This is a genomic window from Mesorhizobium captivum, assembly GCF_033977165.1.
In the GTDB taxonomy this organism is placed as follows: Bacteria; Pseudomonadota; Alphaproteobacteria; order Rhizobiales; family Rhizobiaceae; genus Mesorhizobium; species Mesorhizobium captivum.
The window spans coordinates 179,270-201,720 of record NZ_JAVIJB010000004.1 but is presented as its reverse complement, the minus strand read 5'-3'; the positions used below and the strand labels follow the sequence as shown (position 1 = coordinate 201,720).

At 64.3% G+C, this 22,451-nt stretch carries 20 protein-coding genes and 2 pseudogenes; 10 read left to right on the top strand and 12 right to left on the bottom strand.

Features of this window, described 5'->3' with window-relative positions:
- Nucleotides 1-210: 210 nt before the first annotated feature.
- The 6 genes from RFM40_RS06205 to RFM40_RS06180 all read left to right on the top strand — a co-directional run bounded on the left by RFM40_RS06205 (nt 211) and on the right by RFM40_RS06180 (nt 7,886).
- On the top strand, nt 211-558 hold the full coding sequence (locus RFM40_RS06205) for a hypothetical protein (protein WP_320227887.1): 348 nt from the start codon (nt 211-213) through the stop codon (nt 556-558).
- A 243-nt stretch (nt 559-801) separates the two neighbouring features.
- On the top strand, nt 802-1,428 hold the full coding sequence (locus RFM40_RS06200; RefSeq protein WP_320277316.1) for a CDGSH iron-sulfur domain-containing protein: 627 nt from the start codon (nt 802-804) through the stop codon (nt 1,426-1,428).
- 255 nt (nt 1,429-1,683) lie between these two features.
- A complete protein-coding gene (locus RFM40_RS06195; protein WP_320277315.1) occupies nt 1,684-3,705 on the top strand; it encodes a hydantoinase/oxoprolinase family protein in 2,022 nt (673 codons plus the stop codon).
- A gap of 257 nt (nt 3,706-3,962) precedes the next feature.
- Entirely contained in the window at nt 3,963-6,134 is a 2,172-nt protein-coding gene (locus RFM40_RS06190; RefSeq protein WP_320227884.1) for a malate synthase G, read from the top strand.
- A 437-nt stretch (nt 6,135-6,571) separates the two neighbouring features.
- Nucleotides 6,572-7,162 (top strand): DUF308 domain-containing protein, encoded by a 591-nt coding sequence (locus RFM40_RS06185; RefSeq protein ID WP_320277314.1) that lies wholly within the window; start codon nt 6,572-6,574, stop codon nt 7,160-7,162.
- A gap of 136 nt (nt 7,163-7,298) precedes the next feature.
- Entirely contained in the window at nt 7,299-7,886 is a 588-nt protein-coding gene (locus tag RFM40_RS06180; RefSeq protein ID WP_320227882.1) for a TetR/AcrR family transcriptional regulator, read from the top strand.
- A gap of 60 nt (nt 7,887-7,946) precedes the next feature.
- Here the strand turns inward: RFM40_RS06180 and RFM40_RS06175 are convergent, their stop codons facing one another.
- Together RFM40_RS06175 and RFM40_RS06170 are read right to left on the bottom strand one after the other, a co-directional pair.
- Complete coding sequence (locus RFM40_RS06175; protein ID WP_320227881.1) at nt 7,947-9,263, bottom strand: YifB family Mg chelatase-like AAA ATPase; 1,317 nt, start codon at nt 9,261-9,263, stop codon at nt 7,947-7,949.
- A 173-nt stretch (nt 9,264-9,436) separates the two neighbouring features.
- A pseudogene (locus tag RFM40_RS06170) lies at nt 9,437-9,637 on the bottom strand (cyclic nucleotide-binding domain-containing protein); the annotation flags it as partial.
- A gap of 182 nt (nt 9,638-9,819) precedes the next feature.
- Here RFM40_RS06170 and RFM40_RS06165 point away from each other — a divergent pair.
- From RFM40_RS06165 to RFM40_RS06155, 3 genes and pseudogenes are all read left to right on the top strand, one after another.
- Nucleotides 9,820-10,437: a class I SAM-dependent methyltransferase gene (locus tag RFM40_RS06165; RefSeq protein WP_320227880.1), complete on the top strand. Its 618-nt coding sequence runs from the start codon at nt 9,820-9,822 to the stop codon at nt 10,435-10,437.
- Between the two features lie 815 nt (nt 10,438-11,252).
- On the top strand, nt 11,253-11,897 hold the full coding sequence (locus RFM40_RS06160; protein ID WP_320227879.1) for a peroxiredoxin-like family protein: 645 nt from the start codon (nt 11,253-11,255) through the stop codon (nt 11,895-11,897).
- Nucleotides 11,898-12,102: 205 nt separating this feature from the next.
- Nucleotides 12,103-12,557 (top strand): annotated as a pseudogene (locus RFM40_RS06155) (transposase); the annotation flags it as partial.
- Here the strand turns inward: RFM40_RS06155 and RFM40_RS06150 are convergent.
- The 10 genes from RFM40_RS06150 to RFM40_RS06105 form a co-directional block, all read right to left on the bottom strand.
- A complete protein-coding gene (locus RFM40_RS06150) occupies nt 12,487-12,939 on the bottom strand; it encodes a hypothetical protein (protein ID WP_320227878.1) in 453 nt (150 codons plus the stop codon). The pseudogene RFM40_RS06155 and the gene RFM40_RS06150 sit on opposite strands and share 71 nt — an antisense overlap.
- Nucleotides 12,914-13,435 (bottom strand): GNAT family N-acetyltransferase, encoded by a 522-nt coding sequence (locus RFM40_RS06145; RefSeq protein ID WP_320227877.1) that lies wholly within the window; start codon nt 13,433-13,435, stop codon nt 12,914-12,916. Before RFM40_RS06145 ends, RFM40_RS06150 begins: the two co-directional genes overlap by 26 nt.
- Before the next feature lie 563 nt (nt 13,436-13,998).
- Nucleotides 13,999-14,292 carry a tetratricopeptide repeat protein gene (locus tag RFM40_RS06140; RefSeq protein ID WP_320227876.1) on the bottom strand — a complete coding sequence of 98 codons (294 nt, stop codon included), beginning with the start codon at nt 14,290-14,292 and terminating at the stop codon, nt 13,999-14,001.
- Nucleotides 14,293-14,481: 189 nt separating this feature from the next.
- Nucleotides 14,482-15,759: an adenylate/guanylate cyclase domain-containing protein gene (locus RFM40_RS06135; protein ID WP_320277313.1), complete on the bottom strand. Its 1,278-nt coding sequence runs from the start codon at nt 15,757-15,759 to the stop codon at nt 14,482-14,484.
- 461 nt (nt 15,760-16,220) lie between these two features.
- Nucleotides 16,221-16,382: a hypothetical protein gene (locus RFM40_RS06130; RefSeq protein ID WP_320227874.1), complete on the bottom strand. Its 162-nt coding sequence runs from the start codon at nt 16,380-16,382 to the stop codon at nt 16,221-16,223.
- 91 nt (nt 16,383-16,473) lie between these two features.
- Entirely contained in the window at nt 16,474-16,662 is a 189-nt protein-coding gene (locus RFM40_RS06125) for a DUF1059 domain-containing protein (protein WP_320227873.1), read from the bottom strand.
- A gap of 424 nt (nt 16,663-17,086) precedes the next feature.
- Complete coding sequence (locus RFM40_RS06120; RefSeq protein WP_320227872.1) at nt 17,087-18,154, bottom strand: cyclic nucleotide-gated potassium channel; 1,068 nt, start codon at nt 18,152-18,154, stop codon at nt 17,087-17,089.
- 233 nt (nt 18,155-18,387) lie between these two features.
- Entirely contained in the window at nt 18,388-19,329 is a 942-nt protein-coding gene (gshB, locus tag RFM40_RS06115; protein WP_320227871.1) for a glutathione synthase, read from the bottom strand.
- A 132-nt stretch (nt 19,330-19,461) separates the two neighbouring features.
- The gene (locus tag RFM40_RS06110; RefSeq protein WP_320277312.1) at nt 19,462-19,836 is read right to left on the bottom strand and encodes a GtrA family protein; all 375 of its coding nucleotides are present in this window, start codon (nt 19,834-19,836) and stop codon (nt 19,462-19,464) included.
- Nucleotides 19,836-20,846 (bottom strand): glycosyltransferase family 2 protein, encoded by a 1,011-nt coding sequence (locus RFM40_RS06105; RefSeq protein ID WP_320227869.1) that lies wholly within the window; start codon nt 20,844-20,846, stop codon nt 19,836-19,838. Before RFM40_RS06105 ends, RFM40_RS06110 begins: the two co-directional genes overlap by 1 nt.
- A gap of 239 nt (nt 20,847-21,085) precedes the next feature.
- On the opposite strand from RFM40_RS06105, the gene RFM40_RS06100 reads away from it, so the two are divergent.
- A complete protein-coding gene (locus RFM40_RS06100; protein ID WP_320227868.1) occupies nt 21,086-22,435 on the top strand; it encodes a putative bifunctional diguanylate cyclase/phosphodiesterase in 1,350 nt (449 codons plus the stop codon).
- The last annotated feature ends 16 nt before the right edge of the window (nt 22,436-22,451 follow it).

Here is a 22,451-nt window from a genome sequence, read left to right as displayed (position 1 = left end):
TGTCGCCGAAGGCGAGGATGAGGGGTGCTGGACGGAGTGAGGCGCTGGCAATCTGGCACGATGTGGCGCTGGCGGCGGACGCCTTCGCCAAGCTGGAACACCCCTCATCCGTCTCGGCGCTGCGCGCCGATCCACCTTCTCCCACAAGGGGAGAAGGTGAGGTCGCGTCGCTTCCCCACCCATGCTCTACTCCCCTGGGGAACCCTCACCATGATTCGCGCACTTCTCGCCGCCCTTCTCCTCACTACCCCGGCCTTCGCCGCCGACATGTCGGTCTTCGTCCGAAACCAGCGCTCGGACGGTGTGGCGCTGGAGCTGTTCAGCCGCGACAGCGAGAAAGTCTGGCCGGGCGGCGACAAGGTTTTTCTCATCCGTCCTGGAGCGAAGAAATCGGTGCCGATCTCCTGCGAGCCCGGCGAGCATATCTGCTGGGGCGCCTGGGTGAACGGCGACGATTCCGTCACCGCCGGCGTCGGCCCCGACAACGACCGCCCCTGCGACACCTGCTGCTTCATCTGCGTGGAGCATTCGACGGAGACGGTGGATTTGGCGGAGTAGGTGGGGCGCAAATCTCCCCCCTTGAGGGGGAGATGTCGCCGAAGGCGACAGAGGGGGTCGCCGCGCGTCGAGCGCCGACGCCGTGTGCGACAAGAGACGACGTTGGCGTTCTACGCGCGAGGACCCCCTCTGACCGCTTCGCGGCCATCTCCCCCTCAAGGGGGGAGATTTGGCGTTCCGGCTGCTTGACGCCCTTCGCATCGCCGCCCTAGCCTCTCCTCAACCCACCCACAGGAGAGTTCCATGGCAGGCACGGTCGAAGGCGAGAAGATCGACGTTTCGTTCAGCGGCAGGCGCTGCATCCATTCGCGCAACTGCGTGCTCGGCAACCCGCATGTCTTCGTGCCCAACGCAGCGGGCGAGTGGATCCACCCGGACGCGGCCAGCGTCGAGAAGGTGGTGGCCCTGGCCGAGAACTGCCCGTCGGGCGCGATCACCTATCAGCGCAAGGACGCCGGGCCGCAGGAAAAGCCGCCGGTGGTCAACACCGTGCGCCTGCGCGAAAACGGCCCGCTGGCGGTCCATGCCGAGATCGTGCTCGCCGGCGAGACCTTCCATCGCGCCACGCTCTGCCGCTGCGGCCAGTCGCAAAACAAGCCGTTCTGCGACAACAGCCACATCAAGGCCGGTTTTTCCGCCACCGGCGAGCCGCCGCTGAAGGAAGCGCAGGTGCTCGATGTGCGGGATGGTCCGCTCAACGTGACGCCCACCGCGAACGGCCCGCTCAAGCTCGAAGGCAATGTCGAGATCGTCACCGGCACCGGCCACACCATCGCCCGCACCACGAAGGTCTTCCTCTGCCGTTGCGGGCACTCGGCCAACAAGCCGTTTTGTGATGGGTCGCACAAAAGGGTGGGGTTCGTGGGGTAGCTCCAGCTAATCTCCCCCCTCGAGGGGGAGATGTCGCCGGAGGCGACAGAGGGGGTCGCCGCGCGTGGAGCGCCGACGTCTTCTCTTGCCATAAGAGCGTTGAGTCCAGTCGTACCGACCCCCTCTGGCCTGCCGGCCATCTCCCCCGCGAGGGGGGAGATTAACTGGCCCACCCCTCCCTGCTTTATCCGCCAGCCCGTATCGGCTAAGGGGCGAGGACGACAAACCTCGTTTCCCCGGACTTGCCACCCCAAAATGATCGCCAAACCTCATCCTCTCTTCCTCGGCATCGACACCGGCGGCACCTACACCGATGCCGTGCTGTGGTCGGAGGAAGGAAATCCGAAAGGCAAGGTGCTGGCCAAGGCCAAGGCGCTCACCACCCGTCACGACCTCGCCGTCGGCATTTCCGGCGCGGTCGATGCGGTGCTTCAAGAATCCGGCACCGACCCGGCCGGGATCAAGCTGGTGTCGATGTCGACCACTTTAGCAACCAACGCGCTGGTCGAGGGCCAGGGCGGCCGCGTGGCGCTGGTCATGATCGGCTTTTCCGAGGCCGACCTTGCCCGCGACGGGCTGAAGACGGCGCTCGGCACCGATCCTGTGGTGTTCTGCCCCGGCGGCCATGACGTGCATGGCAATGCGGCGAAACTCGACCTTTCCGGCCTCGAGGCGGCGCTGCCGGAGCTTGGGCGGTCGGTGTCGGGCTTTGCCGTCTGCGCGTATTTCGCCACCCGCAACCCGGCGCATGAGCTGGCGGCCCGCGACCTGATCCGCGACAAGACCGGCCTTCCCGTCACCGCCAGCCATGAGCTTTCGGCCAAGCTCGGCGGGCCGCGCCGCGCGCTCACCACGCTGCTCAACGCCCGGCTGATCTCGATGATCGACCGGCTGGTGGCGGCGACCGAAGGTTTTCTTGGCCAGCGCGGCATCGCCGCGCCGCTGATGGTGGTGCGCGGCGACGGCGCACTGGTGTCGGCGGCCTTCGCCCGCCAGCGGCCGATCGAGACGATTCTTTCCGGCCCGGCCGCCAGCCTGGTCGGCGCCCGCCACATGACCGGCCTCGACGACGCCATGGTGTCGGACATCGGTGGCACCACGACGGATGTTGCGGTGCTCGATCGAGGCCGACCGCGGCTGGACCCGGAAGGCGCCACCGTCGGCGGCTTCCGCACCATGGTGGAAGCCGTCGCCATGCGCACCTTCGGCCTCGGCGGTGACTCGGAAGTGGCGCTGGAGGACGGCGCGCTGATCCCGAAAATCCTGCTCGGCCCGCGCCGCCTGGTGCCGCTGGCGCTGGCCGGCATGGCGCATGGCGAGGCAGTCACCGCCGAGTTGGAGCGACAGCTGCGCGCGCCGAACCCCGGCCGAATGGACGGGCGTTTTGCCGTGCGCACCGGCGTTCCGGATCGCCTCGCCGCCGGCCTCACCGGGCCGGAGGCAAAGCTCTACGAGGCGATCGGCGCGGTGCCGCTGGCGCTCGACAGGCTGCTCACCTCCAACGCCCAGAACGCCACGCTGAACCGGCTGGTCGCGCGCGGGCTGGTGCATATTTGCGGCTTCACGCCGTCGGATGCCGCCCATGTGCTGGGCAAGCAGGCCAATTGGGACCCCGCCGCCGCCCGCCTCGGCGCCGAGCTGTTTTCCCGCCGGCGTGACGGCCGCGGCCAGACGATCGCGGCGACGCCCGAAGCGATCGCCGAGCGCGTGCTCATCACGCTGACGCGCTGGTCGGCCGAATATATTCTGGAAACCGCCTTCGCCGAGGACGGGCTGGATGGCGCGGCAACCGTCGCGCATGCGCTGGTGCAGCGCGCGGTCGATGCGCATCCCGGCATCGCTCGGCTTACCGTCGCGCTCGACCGCCCGGTGATCGGCCTCGGCGCCTCGGCGCCGCTGCACTATGCCGGCCTGCCCCCGCTGGTCGGCAATGGCTGCATCGTGCCGGAGGATACCGACGTCGCCAACGCGCTTGGCGCCGTCGTCGGTCAGGTGCGTGTTGCGGCCGAAGCCCGCGTCAGCCAGCCGAAGGAAGGGCTGTTCCGCCTCGCGTCGGGCCAAACCGTGCGCGATTTCACCGACGAGGCGAAGGCGATCGCCGCGGCCGAGGCCGATGTGCGGGCGATCGCCGCCGAGCGCGCGAAAAATGCCGGCACCGACAATGCCGAGATCGGCGTTTCCACCGAATTCAAGGTCTCGACCATCGAGGGACAGCGCATGTTCATCGAGGCGCATGTGGTGGCGGTGGCCTCGGGAAGGCCAAGGATTGCGGTGTGAGCGGAACCAATCTCCCCCTCGAGGGGGAGATGTCGCCGAAGGCGACAGAGGGGGTCGCCGCGCGTAGAGCGCCGACCTCCATCTGCGGCGAGAAGCAGGCCGAGCCCGGTCGGACCGACCCCCTCTGGCCTGCCGGCCATCTCCCTCAAGGGGGGAGATTCGCTTGCCCTGCCGCCCTACTTAACCCTAAGCCGAATTGACCCCTGACCCCCAACATGCCAAAGGCCCGGCAAAGCCTACCATCTGGAGACGAGCTGATGACCGACCGCATCGAGATCGCCGGGTTGCAAATCGCCCGGGAACTCCATGACTTCGTGGCCGAGGAGGCGGCAGTCGGCACCGGCATCGATCCGGAAACTTTCTGGAACGGCTTTGGGACAATCGTCCATGACCTCGCGCCGAAGAACCGCGCGCTGCTCGCCAAACGCGACGCCATGCAGGAAAGGCTCGACGACTGGTACCGCCAGAACGGCGCGCCGGTCGACATGGAGGCCTACAAGGCCTTCCTGAAGGAGATCGGCTATCTGGTGCCGGAAGGCCCGGCCTTCGGCGTCTCGACCGAGCATGTCGATCCCGAGATTGCCGTCGTCGCCGGGCCGCAGCTGGTCGTGCCGGTGATGAACGCGCGCTATGCGCTCAATGCCGCCAATGCCCGCTGGGGCTCGCTCTATGACGCGCTCTACGGCACCGACGCCATCCCCGAGACGGGCGGCGCCGGGAAGGGCAAGGGTTTCAATCCCACGCGCGGCGCCAAAGTCATCGCCTGGGCCAGGGATTTCCTTGACCATTCCGTGCCGCTGACCACCGGCAAATGGGCCGGCGTCAACGGGCTCTCGGTGGCGAACGGCGCGCTTAAAGTGGGCGAGGGCGCCGGCGCCACCACGCTCGCCGATCCGAGGCAGTTCGTCGGCTATCGCGGCGATGCCGCCACGCCGGAAGCCGTGCTGCTGGTCAAGAACGGCCTGCATATCGAGATCGTGATCGACCGCGCCAACCCGATCGGCAAGACCGATCCGGCCGGCATTGCCGATGTCCTCCTCGAGGCCGCTTTAACCACCATCCAGGACTGCGAGGATTCGGTCGCCGCAGTCGATGCCGAGGACAAGGTCGTCGTCTACCGCAATTGGCTCGGCCTGATGAAGGGCGATCTGGCGGAAGAGATCACCAAGGCAGGCAAGACTTTTACTCGCAAGCTCAATCCGGACCGCAGCTACACCTCGCGCGGCGGCGGCACGCTCACTTTGCCCGGGCGCTCGCTGATGCTGGTGCGCAATGTCGGCCACCTGATGACCAATCCGGCGATCCTCGACCGCGACGGCAACGAGGTGCCGGAAGGCATCATGGATGCGGCCCTCACGGCGCTGATCGCGCTGCACGATGTCGGCCCGAACGGGCGGCGTGCGAACTCCCGCGCCGGCTCGATGTATGTGGTGAAGCCCAAGATGCATGGGCCCGACGAGGTCGCCTTCGCCGTCGAGATCTTCGACCGCGTCGAAGCGCTGCTCGGCATGGCGAAAAACACCATCAAGATGGGCATCATGGACGAGGAGCGGCGCACCACCGTCAACCTCAAGGAGGCGATCCGCGCGGCGAAGGAACGCGTGGTGTTCATCAATACCGGCTTCCTCGACCGCACCGGCGACGAGATCCACACCTCGATGGAAGCCGGCCCGATGATCCGCAAGGGCGACATGAAGCAGGCCGCCTGGATCTCCGCCTATGAAGCCTGGAACGTCGACATCGGGCTCGAATGCGGGCTGGCCGGCCACGCCCAGATCGGCAAGGGCATGTGGGCGATGCCGGACCTGATGGCCGCGATGCTGGTTGAGAAGATCGCGCATCCCAAGGCCGGCGCCAACACGGCCTGGGTGCCGTCGCCGACGGCCGCGACGCTGCACGCCACGCATTATCACAAGGTCGACGTCAACGCCGTGCAGGCGGCGCTGAAGAGCCGGCCGAAGGCGAAGCTCGACGACATACTTTCGGTGCCGGTCGCGGTGCGGCCGAACTGGACGCCCGACGAGATCCAGCGCGAGCTCGACAATAACGCGCAAGGCATTCTCGGCTATGTCGTGCGCTGGATCGACCAGGGCGTCGGCTGCTCGAAGGTGCCCGACATCAACGATGTCGGCCTGATGGAGGACCGCGCCACGCTGCGCATCTCCTCGCAGCACATCGCCAACTGGCTGCGCCACAAGGTGTGCTCGGAAATCCAGGTCAGGGACTCGCTGCAGCGCATGGCGGCGATCGTCGACCGCCAGAATGTCGGCGACCCGCTCTACCGGCCGATGGCGCCGGATTTTGATAACTCCGTCGCCTTCCAGGCCGCCTGCGACCTCGTGTTCAAGGGGGCCGTTCAGCCCAACGGTTACACCGAGCCGGTGCTGCACAAGCGGCGGCTGGAGCTGAAGGCCAAGGAGCAGGCCTGAGGCCGGTAGCGCCGGAGCCCTCCCCTTGAAGGCAGGGCAGTCGCATATGGCGCTTCCCCACTCCGTCTCGGCTTCGCCGAGCCACCTCTCCCCCCACATTCGTGGGGAGAGGAAACGCCCAACCGGCCAAGGTCGCGGCCTTGAAAAGCTTGGATTTCCTCTCCCCATGAACATGGGGGAGAGGTGGCCGCGCAGCGGCCGGAGTGGGGGCTGGCGCCAGATCTTCGGCCAGCGCGGTCACCGGCCAACGCTCGCCTGAAAAGGCATTCAAAGGAAGCCGAGAACCGGTCCAAAAGCGGTCACCTGTATTGTTGACCCATGTGCGGCCATACGCGAACGATCGATCACATAAATGAGATGTCGAGGTGATCGGCGGCGTCTTGATGGTCGTTCATCTACCTACTAGTTGGTAGGCAGTTCAAACGAGAGATGTCATTATGTCTGCACAAATGAATGATCAAAGCCGCGCCCTATCTTCAAACGCATGGCTTAAAAGCTATTATTTCCTCCGGTTTGCCGTATCGGCGGCCTGGGTTGCGCTGGCTTTCACCGTCGCAAACAGCAGCCCACCGGTCGCCGCTGTCATGCTGGTGGCCTACCCCGCGTGGGATGCGCTTGCGAACTATGTCGACGCGCAGCGTAGCGGCGGGCTCCGCCGCAACAAGTCGCAGCTCCTCAATTTCGCCGTCAGCATCATCACCGCGATTGCTGTCGCCATCGCGCTTGGCCGCAGCATGAACGCGGTGCTCGCGGTCTATGGGGTCTGGGCCGTGGTCTCGGGCCTGTTTCAGCTTCTGACCGCAGTGCGTCGCTGGAAAACCAACGGCGCCCAATGGGCGATGATCCTGAGCGGCGCCCAGTCGGCGCTGGCCGGCCTCTTCTTCGTGAAGATGTCGGGCGGCACGGAGTCTATTGGCATCGTCGACGTTGCGCCTTATGCCGCTTTCGGTGCCTTCTACTTCCTCGTGTCTGCCGTGTGGCTGTCGGTCGGCGATGTCCTTCGGAAATCGCCGCAGGCCGCAAATTAATGCATGTCGCCCAGAAGTGTGCGCGGTTCTGGGACAGCGACATGCATCAAAACAAAGACTTAAAGCGCGTCGCCTGAATCCGTTTCAGCGCGACGCGCTTTAAGGTGCCTGCCCGGTTCTCTGCAGGAAGCATGTGATGGACAAGCCTTCGAACACCGCCGATGATATCCTGGCTGCCGCGCAAACCTTCATCGTCGCCGGCGGCTACAACGGGTTCAGCTACGCGGATATCGCCGAGGTGGTCGGTATCCGCAAAGCCAGCATCCACCACCATTTCCCCAGCAAGGTCGACCTGGTGCAGACCCTTGTCAGGCGCTACCTCGAGAATGCCGTCACGGGCATGGCGGAAATCGAGCGCAATGTGCCTGAGCCGCCTGAGTTGCTTCGAACCTACGCCGGCTTCTGGGCTCGCTGCATTGAGGATGCGAGCCGGCCGTTCTGCGTCTGCGCTTTGCTCGCCAGCGAACTTCCGGCCCTTCCACCCGAGGTTGCCGTGGAGGTGCGGGCGTATTTTCAGTTTCTCTCGGGGTGGCTGACCGGTGTCATCGAGCGGGGTGCCGGGCAAGGCACGTTGACAATCTCCGCTGCACCGCGCGTCGAGGCGGAGGCCTTCATGGCGACCGTGCACGGGGCGATGCTTTCCGCGCGAGCCTATGGCAATACCGCGGCTTTCGCCACGATCATGGCGCCGACGTTGCAGAAGCTGATCCCAGAGGCCGGTTGAAGAGGAACCCAGGAGCCGCTTGAAGAAACGGACTCGGCTCCCCTTGCGGGTTCCTTGCGATTACGCCGCCTGCGCCATGCGTTCCGCGCTCATCCGGTAGGAGATCGCCTCGGCGAGATGGATGCGGCCGACCGTTTCGCTGGCGTCGAGGTCGGCCAGCGTGCGCGCCACTTTCAGCACGCGGTGATAGGCCCGCGCCGAGAAGGCGAGTTTTTCGCTGGCATCCTTGAGCAGCGTCAGTCCGGCGGCGTCGGGCCTGGCGATCTCCTCGACGACCGAAGGCGGGCAATGCGCGTTGGTGGTGGCGGAGGCGCCCAGCTTTTCCAGCCGTTCCCGCTGGAAGGTGCGGGCGCGCGCCACACGCTGCGCCACCGCGGCGCTCGTCTCGGCCTTGTCCGGCCGGATCAGGTCGCTCGCCGAGACCGCCGGCACTTCGATCCTGAGGTCGATGCGGTCGAGCAGCGGGCCGGAGATGCGCGCCTGGTATTCGGTGCGGCAGCGCTCGCCGCGCAGGCAGCGATAGCCCGGCTCGCCCGACATGCCGCATCGGCATGGGTTCATCGCCGCCACCAGCTGGATGCGCGCCGGATAGGTGACGCGATGGTTGGCGCGCGCGATCACGCAGTCGCCGGTCTCCAGCGGCTGGCGCAGCGCATCCAGCGTCTGCGGCGTGAATTCCGGCAACTCGTCGAGGAAGAGCACGCCGTGATGGGCGAGCGACACTTCGCCCGGCCGCACGCGCAAGCCGCCGCCCACCATCGCCGCCATCGAGGCGGAGTGATGCGGGGCGCGGAACGGCCGCCGGTCGGTGAGCTTGCCTTCGCCGAGCTCGCCGGCAACGGAAGCGATCATCGAGACTTCCAGAAGCTCCTTCGGCGCCAGCGGCGGCAGGGCGATCAGGCTGCGCGGCGCCAGAATATCGAAATCCTTGCCGGCCCAGGCCGCCTCCGGCCCGCAGGCAAACGGGCAGATCAGGCCCTTGCCCTCGGCATTGGCGCCGATCGCCGCCGGCAGCGCGCCGGCCACCGCCGCGATGGTGCCGTCGAGCGACAGTTCGCCGAGCACGACATAGCCGGCCAGCATGTCGCCCGGAATGGCGCCAAGTGCGGCCATCAGCCCAAGCGCGATCGGCAGGTCGTAGTGGCTGCCTTCCTTGGGCAGGTCCGCCGGCGCCAGATTGACCGTGACTTTCTTCGACGGCATCGACAGGCCAGACGCATGAAGCGCCGCCTGCACGCGTTCGCGGCTTTCGGCCACCGCCTTGTCCGGCAGGCCGACGATCTGCATGCCGACCTTGCCCGGCGCGATCATCACCTGGACATCGACCGGCACGGCCTCGATGCCCTGGAAAGCCACCGTTCGAACCCGCGCCACCATTTTCTCAAGCCCCCGGATGCCGGCCCGCGCGCGGATTTGCGATCAGCCCGCGAGCAAGGTCAGGCCAGACAACCATAGATTTCGGATTTAGGCAAGAACATTACGAGAACAGAAGAACACCGTCCGGCGACGATCTTGATGATACGCCACTACAGTCCGCGACTGCAGTACGGTCAAGCCGTCGGTGCCGCGCCGCGCCGCTCGAGCGCGGTCTTGCGGATGATTTCCGCGATCTCCGGGCTGCTGCTGCACAGCATCTGGAAATCCGCCGAGTGCAGCGACAGGAGTGAGACCGCCGTTGCGGCGCTGACGGTCGCCATACGCGGTTCGCCGCTGATCAACGCCATCTCGCCGAAGAAGGCGCCAGGCTTTAGCGCCATTTCCGGGCATTCGCTGAGACAGGAGTAGAGGTCTCGTTAGGGTGGGTGAGCGGACCTTCCATCGATCTGCTCTGTTTCCACACTGGTTGCTGGTTGACATACACGCGCTTTATAATTGCTGTTTAAGGCTCTGGTCGGGCCCGTTGCCCGAGCGGCTGGTTGTCGGGAGGGACTCTATGGCCCAGCAGGAGCAGTGGCAGCTGGAAGGCAGCGCCGCGGAACTCTACGAGCGTTACTTGGTCCCGGCAACTACCGCCCTGTGGGCCGCCGACCTAGTGGATCGTGCTGCGCCTCAATCTGGTGAGCGGGTTCTGGACCTCGCCTGCGGCACCGGCGTGGTGGCACGCGTCGCGGCCGAGCGTATGGAAGGGGGGCAGGTCGTCGGCCTCGACATCAATACGGGCATGCTTGCCGTTGCTCGATCGCTCCCGACAGGCGCTGGACCGCGTATTGACTGGTGCGAGGGAAGCGCGCTCGAAATGCCGTTCACTGACTCCACCTTCGATCTGGTTCTTTGCCAGCTCGGACTGCAGTTTTTCCCGGACCGATCGGGTGCGCTACGTGAAATGTTCCGGGTGCTGGTGCCTAACGGCCGACTGGCCTTAAGCGTTTTCAGCGCTATTGACCACACTCGTGCGGCGAAGGCTCTGGCAGATGCCTTGGACCGACATCTCGGTCCAGGCGCTTCGGCAACCAAACGGTCCGAGCATTCACTCGCCGATGCTGACGAGCTTTACCGACTGGTGGCTGGCGCGGGCTTTCGCCATGTGACCCAGCGATCACGGGTGATCTAAGTTCCTCGCTGGCAATCTATTCAAGTGGAGGGGAGTTGACGTTCCCCCAAGAGGCTCACGTCCTGGTCGCTCGCAGATAGCAGCTGTCGTTGCGGCGTGAGCGTCGCTAAGACGCTCGGTTCCTCCCGACGGTCGGGATCCATCGACCGCACGCGATGCAATCGCTAAGCTGCGGGCGGCAAATCCCCGCGTCTCGATCGCCGTCATGAAGGCAAGCCACCCGCTGCGGCTTGCCGGCAATGTCGGGAGCTGGCGCGACCTGCTCGTTCTGGCAGATGAGCCAACGGCACCTTTCCCCCCACCCATTGCTTCCCTTCCTGGGCCGTTTCTCCTTCCCGAAACCCGACGTCGAGCGCAACCAGCGCTCCTGACCCGAACCGGTCATAGGCTACGACGAGTTCGACCGGACGTCAGCAGGACGGAAAGCTGCCATTTGGATGGTCGATCCAAGCTCGATGCCCGGTTGCGCGCCTCAAGGGCGGGGCATGTTGGCGTAGCCGAGCAACCGCTCATTCCTCGGGCAAGCCAGCCATCCGCCACCCTTCCACAAACATGTCGAACAGTCGCGGACTGTGGCGTGGTCGTCCCATGGCACGGATGAGACGACCACTGTTTGCCGCGGCGCCCGAGACGGCTCGCGATACGGTGAGCCGCAGATGCTTTTTCCGTGCTATGATAGGCTTGCAATCTTGACCTCGGCAATATGGCAGAGGCCGAACGCTGTTTGCTCTGGCGCGGGAATTTGCGCCCAGCACGGGCCCAACCCGAAATGTAGTGTTGCTGCCTTTTGCCGACTGAGCTTGAGGAGTTTGTCCATGTCCATGTGTAGTGTTGACCGCCCACTGCAGCCGGGCGACCCAGCGCCCAATATAGTGGTCGATGCTATCTCGCGCGAAGGCAAGATTGCGCTCAATGATTTTCGAGGCCGTAGCCCGTTGTTGATCGGTTTGTTTCGCGGTCTGCACTGTCCGTTCTGCCGCCGTCACGTCGCGGCCATGGCGCAACTCAATCCGGCTCTGCGTGAGAAAGGCGTCGAATGCCTGGCAGTGGTCAATACGCCGGTCGAACGGGCACGGCTCTATTTCCGCTACCACCCGATGCCCCACCTTCTCGCCGCGTCCGACCCGGAGCGGGCCTCGCATCGTGCTTTCGGCTTGCGCGAGGTCGGGATGGACATGGTCACGGCGATACGGATTGACCTTCCGGGCGAGTTGCCAGAACCTATGGACCTGATGGCAATGAACGAGTTACTCAACAAGAAGGAAGGATATGAGATTACGGAAGCCGATCAGCAGATGATGGCTTCCGGCCAGGCGCAGCTTGTCGGTCAGTTCCTAATCGACCGGGAGGGCATCGTGCGCTGGAGCTTCACTGAAGTTCTGGAGGTTGGTCTCCAAACGTTCAGGGCGCCGAAACCCGAGGAACTGATATCGGTAGCGTCCCAAGTCGCACATCAATAGGCTGCCGAAAAATTCGCTCGACGACCGCGCCCTGTAACGATTCTATGGGTTTGAGGCCATGATCAAGGTGCTCAAGCGCGGCGGCCCGGGTCTGCCCGTAAGCTTCGTAGCGATTCCATTCAACGGGCGGACGCTAGTGGTCTGCGCCTGACGGAAGAGTCCGATCTGGGATTCCTTTGGGCCAGCGTGCATGCGAGGCTGTGGCAGGCATCAGGAGTTCATCCGCTTCCTGAACACCATTGAAGCCCAGGTGCCAGTGGATAAAGCCGTGCACGTCATCCTCGACAACTATGCGGCTCACAAGCACTCGAAGGTCCGCGCTTGGCTCGACCGCCACGAGCGCTTCACCTTCCACTTTATCCCGACATCCTGCTCGCTCGTGGCTCAATGCCGTTGAAGGCTTCTTCGCCAAGCTGACCCGCCAGCGGCTCAAGCGCGGCGTCTTCCGTTCGGTGGTCGATCTTCAGGAGGCCATCAACCGGTACGTCGCTGAAACCAATGCGCTTCCCAAGCCTTTCACCTGGACGGCTGGATCCGAATGAAATCATCGCTGCCGTTAGGCGTGGGCACCAAGCGTTAGATTCCATCCCTAGCGCCAGTCGTCGAGCACGAAGACGCCGGCGCGACTGTAACCCGGCTCATTGGGCCTGTGCATCGTGACCCCTTGGATTTCGGTTCGAAAGCCACGCCCGACCAAGTGCCGGTACGCCTCGTGGCGGGCCATGTTCACCCCGGCCAGCAGCTTGGACATCCCCTCCGCTACGGCAAGCGCCTCGCAGGCATGCAGCAAGCTGTCGAAGGTCTCCCCAGCCGCCGATCCTGGACGCACGGTCCCGAACTTGATGAAGCAAGCACCGTCGCCTGCTTCGCTGCGCGGCCCATGGTGGCACACGGCAAAACCGACCAAGCCCGCACCCGCCATATCGCCGAGCAGGACCGTCTCCCCAAGCTCCTGCGCCTCTACGGCCTGGATTTCCGCCCCCAGGTCGAGCCCGTCGTAAAGGGCGCCGGTCAGGTTACGGCAGGACTTCAGGCATTCCACTCTCTGCTCCTCTGTCAGATCGGAATACCGCGACCAGGTTGTGACGGACCGGCGCCGACATGATGGCCGTGAGGAAACGAGCCCAGTAACCGTACTTCTGGTATAGGCCCACGTGCTCGGCGCTCTGGGCGAAGGTGAACAGGCCTGCATGCCGCGTGCCCCATTCATCGAAGCTCGCCGTGACGGCCTCAACGAGCCGCGCGCCGATGCCCCGGTCCCAAAGGTCGGGGCGGATCGTCAACGGTCCGAAGAAGCCGACGCTGCCCCAGCGCGTTGCGAAGTTGGAGCCTACCAGTTCACCACCCACCTCCGCGGCGAAGGCGGCGACGTAGGGCGCCTGCCAGCGGCCGCGTACGTAGTCGCGGTCGGACCAGAACGTCTCTGGTTCGGGTGCTCCCAAGAAGGTGCCAAAGGCCAGCCGGAAAATTCTTTCGGCTTCCGGCAGATCGGTCTCGGCCAGCGCGCGGATGGCTACGCTCGGTGCAGCCGTTCCCATATCGCCCTCCCTGGTTCGCCAGGGTATGCAGCGCGCTGCCCAAGGGCGCTGCGGTCGAGCTATATTCTACTCTTCTCCAGAGGAATAGTCACTTCGCATGGGAGATGTCGGCCACCGGATCGGTCCTCTGGCGTTTGGTACCATCCGTCAGGCTTCTGCCACTAGAGTGAGCCAGCCTCAGCGCATAGGCGACGTCCCTCCGCAATCACGTGGTTTCCGACAGGCGCGCAGTACGGCGATTTTCCACCCGTTCAAGGCCTTCCGGCAGCGTGCTTGCAACGGCTGGATAGGGTCACTGTTACGCCTTCAGGCAGCACCCGGCGACGACCAGAGACGATGTGGGTTCGGGTGGAAATTAATGTAGCAAACCATCAGCATGGATAACCCGCCGGGGTCTGCGCCGCCACGGACGCAAATCTGACACGGGGCGGGCCTGACCTGACCGGCAGCTTTGCGCCCTTATCGGCCGAAAAGGTCAGCGTTACCGTTGCCCGAAACCAGACATTGCCGGCGACCACGCTGGAGGTCGCGGTCGCGCCCGCAAAAGAGGGCCGCGCAACCGCTTATTCGGGTACCGCCATGGCGAAGCCGACCCGGATGCGTTCGGCATCGGCGGGATCCCGGAATGGCAGCCGCCCGACATGCTCCGAGATGCGATAGGTCGGATTTATCTCTTTCAGTTCCGCCCAAACACGCCGCGCCTCGTCGACTTCGCCGAGGTGACCAAGGGCGGCAATGAGAAACCCGCGCGATAGGTTGGTCTTGGGCGAGAGGCGGATCCGCTCACGGAAGGCCTCTACAGCCTTCTGGTATTGGCCGGCGATGAGATAGGCGGAGCCGATGAACTGCCAGGTCAAGTGCCCCACGCGGATCGAGGCGCAGGGCGTGCTCCAGATCCGGAATCGCCTCCAGCGGCGCGCCGTTGTAGATGTTGCCGACCCCGCGCATGCGGAGGGCCAACGCGAAGTTGGGGTTGAGCGCCAGCGCCTTCTCCACTTCCTCGCGATGTCCGGCCAGATCCTTTTCCCAGAACTTCACGATCGCGGCTACAGAGTGCGCATAGGGCAGGGTGGGGTCCTTCTCGAGCGCCAGCCTGCTGTAGTGCCCGATAGTTGTTGGCTATCGGTGCGCCCGCTCCAGTGGTTCTGGAAGTCGTGGTTGTAGGCGTGGGCCAGACCAACATATGGTTCGGCATAGTCGGGGTCGAGCTCGATCGCCTGGGTGAACAGCGCGACTTCGCGCTCGAAAGACTCCTTTGTCTTTTCAGGACCGAACAACGCCTCCCGCCCGCGCAGGAAGAGATCGTGCGCCTCGATGTTTCTCGTTGGCGTACGGGCGATACGCGCCGACTCCGCTGGCGTAAGCGTGACTTTCAGCGCCTCGACGATCTGGCGCGTTACCTCGTCCTGAACCACGAAGATGTCGGTGAGGTCACGGTCGTAGCGGTCCGCCCAAAGGTGTGTCCCGGCCGTGGCGTCGATGAGCTGCGCGGTGATCCGCACCCGATTGCCGGCCCGCCGGATCGAGCCCTCCAGCACCGAGGTCACGCCGAGCTCGCGCCCCACGGTGCGGATATCGATACTCTTGCCCTTGTAAGTGAAGCTCGAATTGCGGGCGATGACGAGCAGCCCGGCGACCTTCGACAGATCGGTGATGATGTCCTCGCTGATGCCGTCGGCAAAGTACTCCTGCTCAGCATCGCCGCTGATGTTGACGAACGGAAGAACCGCGATTGACGGAGTTCTGGGCGGCTTGGAAGGTGCCGCTTCGCCCCGTTGGGCAGCCTTGGCGAGCCGGTCGTCGACCACGACACAGAACACCTGGATGGGGCGCGCAATGTTCTTGACCGCGAAATCGCCGCGGTCCTCGATATTGATTGGCACCTTATCGCGCACCTGGTCCGCGGCGGTGCGGGAGATGAATACACCGCCGGGCTCGGCCAACGCTTCCAGCCGGGCGGCGATGTTGACGCCGTCGCCATAGATGTCGTCACCCTCGACGATGATGTCGCCGACATTGATGCCGATGCGGAGCCAGATCGCGTTGTCTCCAGCGTCGGCGTTGTGCTCGCGCATCTTGTTCTGGATTTCGACCGCGCTGGTCACCGCCTCGACCACGCTGGCGAACTCGACGAGGGCGCCGTCGCCCATCAGCTTGACGATCCGGCCTGAATGCGAGGCGATGGAGGGGTCAATGATGTTCTGGCGCAGCGTCTTCAGCCGCGCGAGCGTTCCGGCCTCGTCGGTCTCCATGAGGCGCGAATAGCCGACCACGTCCGCCGCGAGGATAGCGGCGAGGCGACGATGTGCACGGCCTTCGGCCACTCAACTTCCTTTCGAGTCACGATCAGCAATTCGTCAACTCGTACATTCTATCTAGCCCGTCTGGCAGCGGGACGCCAGATTCGCTGGCCCGCGGAGGTCACGGCAATCAAAGACGTTTGCTTACTGTTCACTGTTCGGGCTTCATGCAACCGGTAGCCAACCTTCGCCTTTGTCAAACGGAAACTAGCCCAGAAGGCGACTGCTCGAGCCGATGGAGAGTGCCGCACCGAATGACCGGCTAGGGTCACGGGCGATTATATATTTGACAAACCCGCTGCCCGAGTAGGCGGAACATTCCACCAGCGGCAGCGTTCGATGAACAGCGACGCTCCTGTAAAGCGTCGTGTCGGGATGGCATGTCGGCCCCCAAGGTTCAGGAGGAACCTGGGAGATGCTGGCGCCCGCGTGGGGCCCCGACAAAAGAGCCCGCTCCCTCACACCGGGCGGGCTCTTCCTCAGCGCTACTGCTTGCGCAAAAGCGCCTTCGCTTCGCGCACGAGCGAACTCCAATTCAGGCCGAGCAATGCGATGAGTTCTAAAGCCTGCTCTTCGGTAATGCCGATTTCTCGGACAAGCCGTTGAACCACGTCTTCCTGTGATGGGTCTTTTGGTTCGAGCGCCATCGGGCGGACCTTCCCGATGGCTCAACGTTAGCAGTTGTTAATTGTTCCGCACCGGCCCCGGCTCGCCCTCCCCACAAATACGGGCCGCTAGCTAGCTCGCAATCAGCATCTCTTCAAGCTGCTTCCGATCATCTTGCGACCACTGGCTAGGGTCTTCGCCATGCGCGGACTTGGCGTGAAGCTCAACATGCTTCATGACCTCTTCCGCACTTTCTGCCGTGAAGCTCCCCGGACAGGCCTCCATTCCCGGATAGTCCTTGCACCGATACGTGTAGGCCATCTTTACCTCCATTTTAGGAACACCTAATGGAGCAGCCGGGTGCGATCTTTGTCAATGGAATGCTGGCCACCTCTTCGAGGCGGCTATTGCGCGCCCATGGTGTTCATAATCGCCGCACACGCGCCCAAGCTGGTGAGGCTATACATCGCTGGCTTGTCCTTGGCGAAGCCGCAAGGAACGGAAAGCGACTTAGCTTTTTCTGGGTCCAGTCCCCGAGCCAGCATCTCAACTTCACCGTAGCTCATGGTGCGAACAACGTGGCTATTGGCGGGGACGAGTTCTGTGCCGAAGACATCTTTCAGCTTTGCAACTAGGTCGAGTTCTTCCTTTGTTGGTGGCCCACTTGTCTGACATCGTTGTTTTCACAGGGGGCGCCGCCTGGCGACGATTTTGGGGCCGAGTCCGGACTGCACAACTAGTACGGTCAAGCCGTCGGTGCCGCGCCGCGCCGCTCGAGCGCGGTCTTGCGGATGATTTCCGCGATCTCCGGGCTGCTGCTGCACAGCATCTGGAAATCCGCCGAGTGCAGCGACAGGAGCGAGACCGCCGTTGCGGCGCTGACGGTCGCCATACGCGGTTCGCCGCTGATCAGCGCCATCTCGCCGAAGAAGGCGCCAGGGCCAAGCTCCACCGGGTTCGGCGTCGCGACGCTGACGCGTCCCTCCACGACGAAGAACATCTGATCACCGGGCTCGCCACTGCGGCAGATCACGGCGCCCGCCGGCACCGTGCGGGGTCTCAACGCGCGCACGATCTCGACCAGCACGGCCGGGCCGAGCTTCTGAAACAACGGCACGGCGGCGACCAATTGCCAATTGCGGACGAAATCCCCGCGACGGACTTCCTGATAGAAGCCGGTGGCAAGAATACCGGCCCAGAGCGCGAAGATGCCGATGCCGCTCATCATGACCGCCCCGGAAAGGACGCGGCCGGCGAAGCTTTCCGGAATCGCGTCGCCATAGCCGGTGGTGGACAGCGTGACCACCGCCCACCACATTGCCTGGGGGATGCTGCCGAACTTTTCCGGCTGGATGCCGCGCTCGATGATATAGCCCGCGAGCGCGACAGCGAACAGAACGACGCCGAAGAGCGTGGTGACGCCGATCAGGTTGCGCGCTTCGTTGGCCAGCACCCTGCCCAGCACCGGGAAGAAGGTCGAGTCGCGCAGCGGTTTCAGCAGCCAGACAGCACAATAGAGGCTCCAGTCGGGCGTGCGGACGAGCAGAAATGCGGCGAGTGGAACCAAGACCGCGAGCACATCGATGGCGATTGCCGGCGTCCTGTTCCGTGCGTCTCCCGTCCGGCGCTTGAGCAGCGTCGCGGCCATTTGCAGGAGATAGGCGCCCCAAATGACAGCGAGCAGGGCAACCAGAGCCAGTCTGCTTCGTTCGGACATGTCCGGTATCGTGAGCGCAGCCACCGCCAGAAGCCCAGGCGCAGCCAGCACCGCGTTGGGCGGCGCGTAAATTCTTAGGAAAGGCAATACCGACATTCTATGCCCACGAGCGGCTACCACGCTCCAAAATAGAATGCCTTCAAGGCAAGCGCAAAGGTGCTTGCTTTTCGCTGCGAAAATGGCCCGATTGTGTGAAGCCGGTCCTCAACTCTGCATCGAGGTGATGAGCGCCGGGCTGTACGCCAAGCCGGCTTAGAGCAACTCCAGCACGAAGCTGGTTTCTGCCGGTAATTGCGCTAACAAGGAGATAGAGTCAGGCGCAAAGCCTGCTATCGCCTTTTATCCTCCACGCAATCCCAGAACAGGCTCGCAATATCGGCGCCGCCGAAACGCTGCACCTCGCGTATGCCGGTCGGCGAGGTGACGTTGATCTCGGTCATCCAGTCGCCGATGACGTCGATGCCGACCAGGATGAAGCCGCGTTCCCTCAGCGCCGGTCCGATGCGGGCGCAGATCTCGCGCTCGCGCTCGGTCAGCTCGGTCTTTTCGGCGCGGCCGCCGACATGCATGTTGGAGCGCGAATCATGCTCGGCCGGCACGCGGTTGATGGCGCCCACCGGCTCGCCGTCGATCAGGATGATGCGCTTGTCGCCCTTGCGCACGTCCTTGAGGTAGCGCTGCACGATATAGGGTTCGCGGAACAGCTGGCCGAACATTTCGAGCAGCGAGGCGAGGTTGCGGTCGGCCTCGTGCAAGTGGAAGATGCCGGCGCCGCCATTGCCGTAGAGCGGCTTGACGATGATGTCGCCGAACTCCTTGCGGAAGGCGGCCACTTCCTGCCGGTCCTTGGTGATCAGCGTTTCCGGCATCAGGTCGGGAAATTCGGTGACGAAGATCTTTTCCGGGCTGTTGCGCACCCAGGCCGGGTCGTTGACTACCAGCGTCTTTGGATGGATGCGTTCCAGGATATGCGTGGTGGTGATGTAGTTCATGTCGAAGGGCGGATCCTGTCGCAGCAGGATGACGTCCATCTCAGACAGGTCGGTGCGCACCGGCTCGCCCAACGAATAGTGACTGCCCTTCTCGTCGCGGACTTTCATCTCCTCGATGCGGGCAAACACCTTGCCGCCCAGCATCGACAGCCGCTCCGGCGTGTAATGGAACAGCTGATGGCCGCGCCGCTGCGCCTCCAGCGACAGCGCGAAGCTGGTGTCGCCGGTGATCGACACGGTGGAGACATGGTCCATCTGGACGGCGATTTTCAGCGGCATTTTCCTCTCCGGCGAGTCGAGCAATTCCAGGAAAAGTGTGCAGCGGTTTTCCGTCCGGAATTGCGTCAAGGTAAAGCGTCGATATAGGGAAATCGGCGGCGTCTGCCAATCGTGCTTGCTTGGTGCAGGAGCTTAGCGGTCGAAGACCAGCCGGGAATAGCCGAGGAAGGACAGCGCCATCGCGACCAGCGAGGCGACCGTCAGCGCCGCCAGCGGCGGGAGCGAAGGCAGCGCGAGCAGGATGGCACTATAGACGAGATAGTTGACGATGCTGGTGGCGACGCCGACGCCGCCATAGCGCGCTCCCTCCTGCGCGATGCCTCGGCTCGACGGCGCAAAGGTCAAATGCCGGTTGATTTGCCAGGTGACGGTGAGCGCGAAGCCGATCGACAGCACGCGCGCCAGAAGCGGTCCGAGCGGCGTGAGCGAAAGCAGCAGCCAAAGCGCGGCCGCGTCGGCGACGAAACCGATGCCGCCGGCAAGGACGAAGCGGGCAAGCCGGCCCATCACGCCGCCTGCGAGGCCTTGCCCGGCTCGCTCTTCAGGGGTGCCTGCCCGTTGGCGCCCGTGCGCCGCTCGATGCGGCCGGCAGGGATGGAAAGATAGAAGATGCGCTTCTGCTCGGCCCGGCCGCGCGACACCGAATCGAGGATCAGCCCCGTGACCATCGCCAGCATGGACAAGAGGAGCAGGCCAACCGACAGCACCCACGTCGGCATGCGCGGAACAAGTCCAGTCTCGGCGAACTCGACCAGCACCGGGATCATCAGGCCGATGCTGGCCGCCAGGAAGAACAGGGCAAACGTGCCGAAGAAACGCAGCGGCTGCGTCTCCTTCACCAGCATGGCGAACATCCACAGGATCCTGGCGCCGTCTCTGAAAGTCGACAGCTTCGACGACGAGCCTTCCGGGCGGCGGCCGTAGTCGAGCGCCATCTCGTTCACCGGCAGCTTGAGCTGCGAGGCATGGACCGACATCTCAGTCTCGATCTCGAAGCCGCCGGAAACCGCCGGGAAGCTCTTGACGAAGCGCCGCGAAAAGACCCGGTAGCCGGAAAAGATATCGGTGAAATCGGCGCCGAACAGGCCCTTGTAGAGCCGGTTGAAGATGCGGTTGCCGAAGGCGTGGCCGGAGCGGCCGGCGTCGTCGGTCACGCCCCGTCGGGTGCCCACCACCATGTCCGAGCGCTCGGTCAAAAGCGTGTTGATCAGCTGCGGCGCATCTTCCGGCGCGTAGGTGGCGTCGCCGTCGGCCATCACATAGATGTCGGCGTCGATGTCGGCGAACATGCGGCGCACCACATTGCCCTTGCCCTGGCGCGGTTCGCGCACGACGACGGCGCCGGCCGCGCGGGCCCTGAGCGCGGTCAGGTCCTTCGAATTGTTGTCGTAGACATAGATCGTTGCGGAGGGCAGCGTCTCGCGGAAGCGCCGCACGACCTCACCGATCGTCAGCTCCTCATTGTAGCACGGCAGCAGCACGGCGATCGCCGGCTCGTTGCGGACTTCGTGCGGCATGCCTGTCTCCGGTGCCCGGGTCCAGCCGACCAGCCGCGCCAATGCCGGCGTCTTCGGGCGGCTTTACTATTTATTGAAGCAGTTAAGGCAAGGTTTAAACCTCCGCCTCCAAAGGCCCCAACGGCCAGGCTTGGCGCCGAGCACTTTTTCGGATCTTCGAAAAATCGATTTTCCGATACCTTTCCTAAACGCTTTGCTGCCAGTCTGAAGATAAATACCGCCATCACAACAGGGACATGATGCAAACGACGTTTGGCACCGGGCAGCCAGGCAGGGAAAGCACGGATCTGGCCTTCACCGATCCACTGACCGGGCTTGGCAACCATCGTCGCTTCTTCGACAAGGTCGATCGCCTGATCGGCGACCGCGCCGACGATCCTGCGCCGTTCACCGTCGGCATCCTCGACCTCGACGGATTCAAGCCGATCAACGACCTGTTCGGCCACAAGGCCGGCGACGACATCCTGATCCAGGTGGCGATGCGCCTGCGCGCCTCGATGGACGGCCATTCCACCGTCTGCCGCATCGGCGCCGACGAGTTCGCCTTCCTTTATCCCATGGTGTTCAGCGAGGAGCAGGCGGCCGAGAAGTCGCGCATGCTGATCGAAATCCTGTCGGCGCCCTATGACGTCGGCGAGCGCACCGCGAGATTGTCGGCCTCGGTCGGCTGCTCGCTGTTCTATTCCGGCGACGAGACCACCGAGATCCTGATCAACAAGGCCGAGACCGCGCTTTACCATGCCAAGCGTTCGGGCCGCGGCCGCGTCGTCGTCTACACCCGCGAGATGGAGGAGGCGGCCAAGCGCGTCACCCGCATCGAGCAGGCACTGCGCCGCGCCGTCTCGGCCGGCGAGGTGGAGCCGCATTTCCAGCCTATCGTCGATCTCAACACTCGCCGCACCATCGGCTTCGAGACGCTCGCCCGCTGGACCGACCGCGATCTCGGCATGGTGCCGCCGAGCGTGTTCATTCCCATCGCCGAGGAGCGCGGCATTATCGGCCCGCTGTCGCAGCTGGTGCTGCGCAAGGCGACCGAGGCGGCGCGCAGCTGGCCGAAGGACCTGTTTTTGTCCTTCAACCTGTCGCCGTCGCAGCTGGTCGACCAAAACACCGGCCTGCATATTCTGGCGATCCTCGACCGCACCGGCTTCGATCCGCGCCGGCTGGAGATCGAGATCACCGAAACCGGCCTGATGACCGATCCGGCTTCGGCCGAGAAGATCGTCGAGGATCTGCGCCGCGTCGGCATCCGCGTCTCGCTCGACGATTTCGGCACCGGCCAGTCCTCGCTCGGGCGCTTGCGCGAGTTCCATTTCGACAAGCTGAAGATCGATCGCGCCTTCGTCTCATCCATTCTCGACGACCGGCCGTCGGAGCATATCATCCGCGCCATTCTCGCCATGTGCGAAGGGCTCGGAATGGATGTAGTGGCCGAAGGCATCGAGGAGGAGGCGCAGGCCGACCGCCTCGTCCAGTTCGGCTGCGCCGGCGGGCAGGGCTATCTGTTCGGCAAGCCGGTCGATGCCGACGCCACGCTCGGCTATCTGCGCGATTCCTATCGCGGCGCGCTGTACGCCAAGGCGATCTGACCGGCCCCGATCCGCG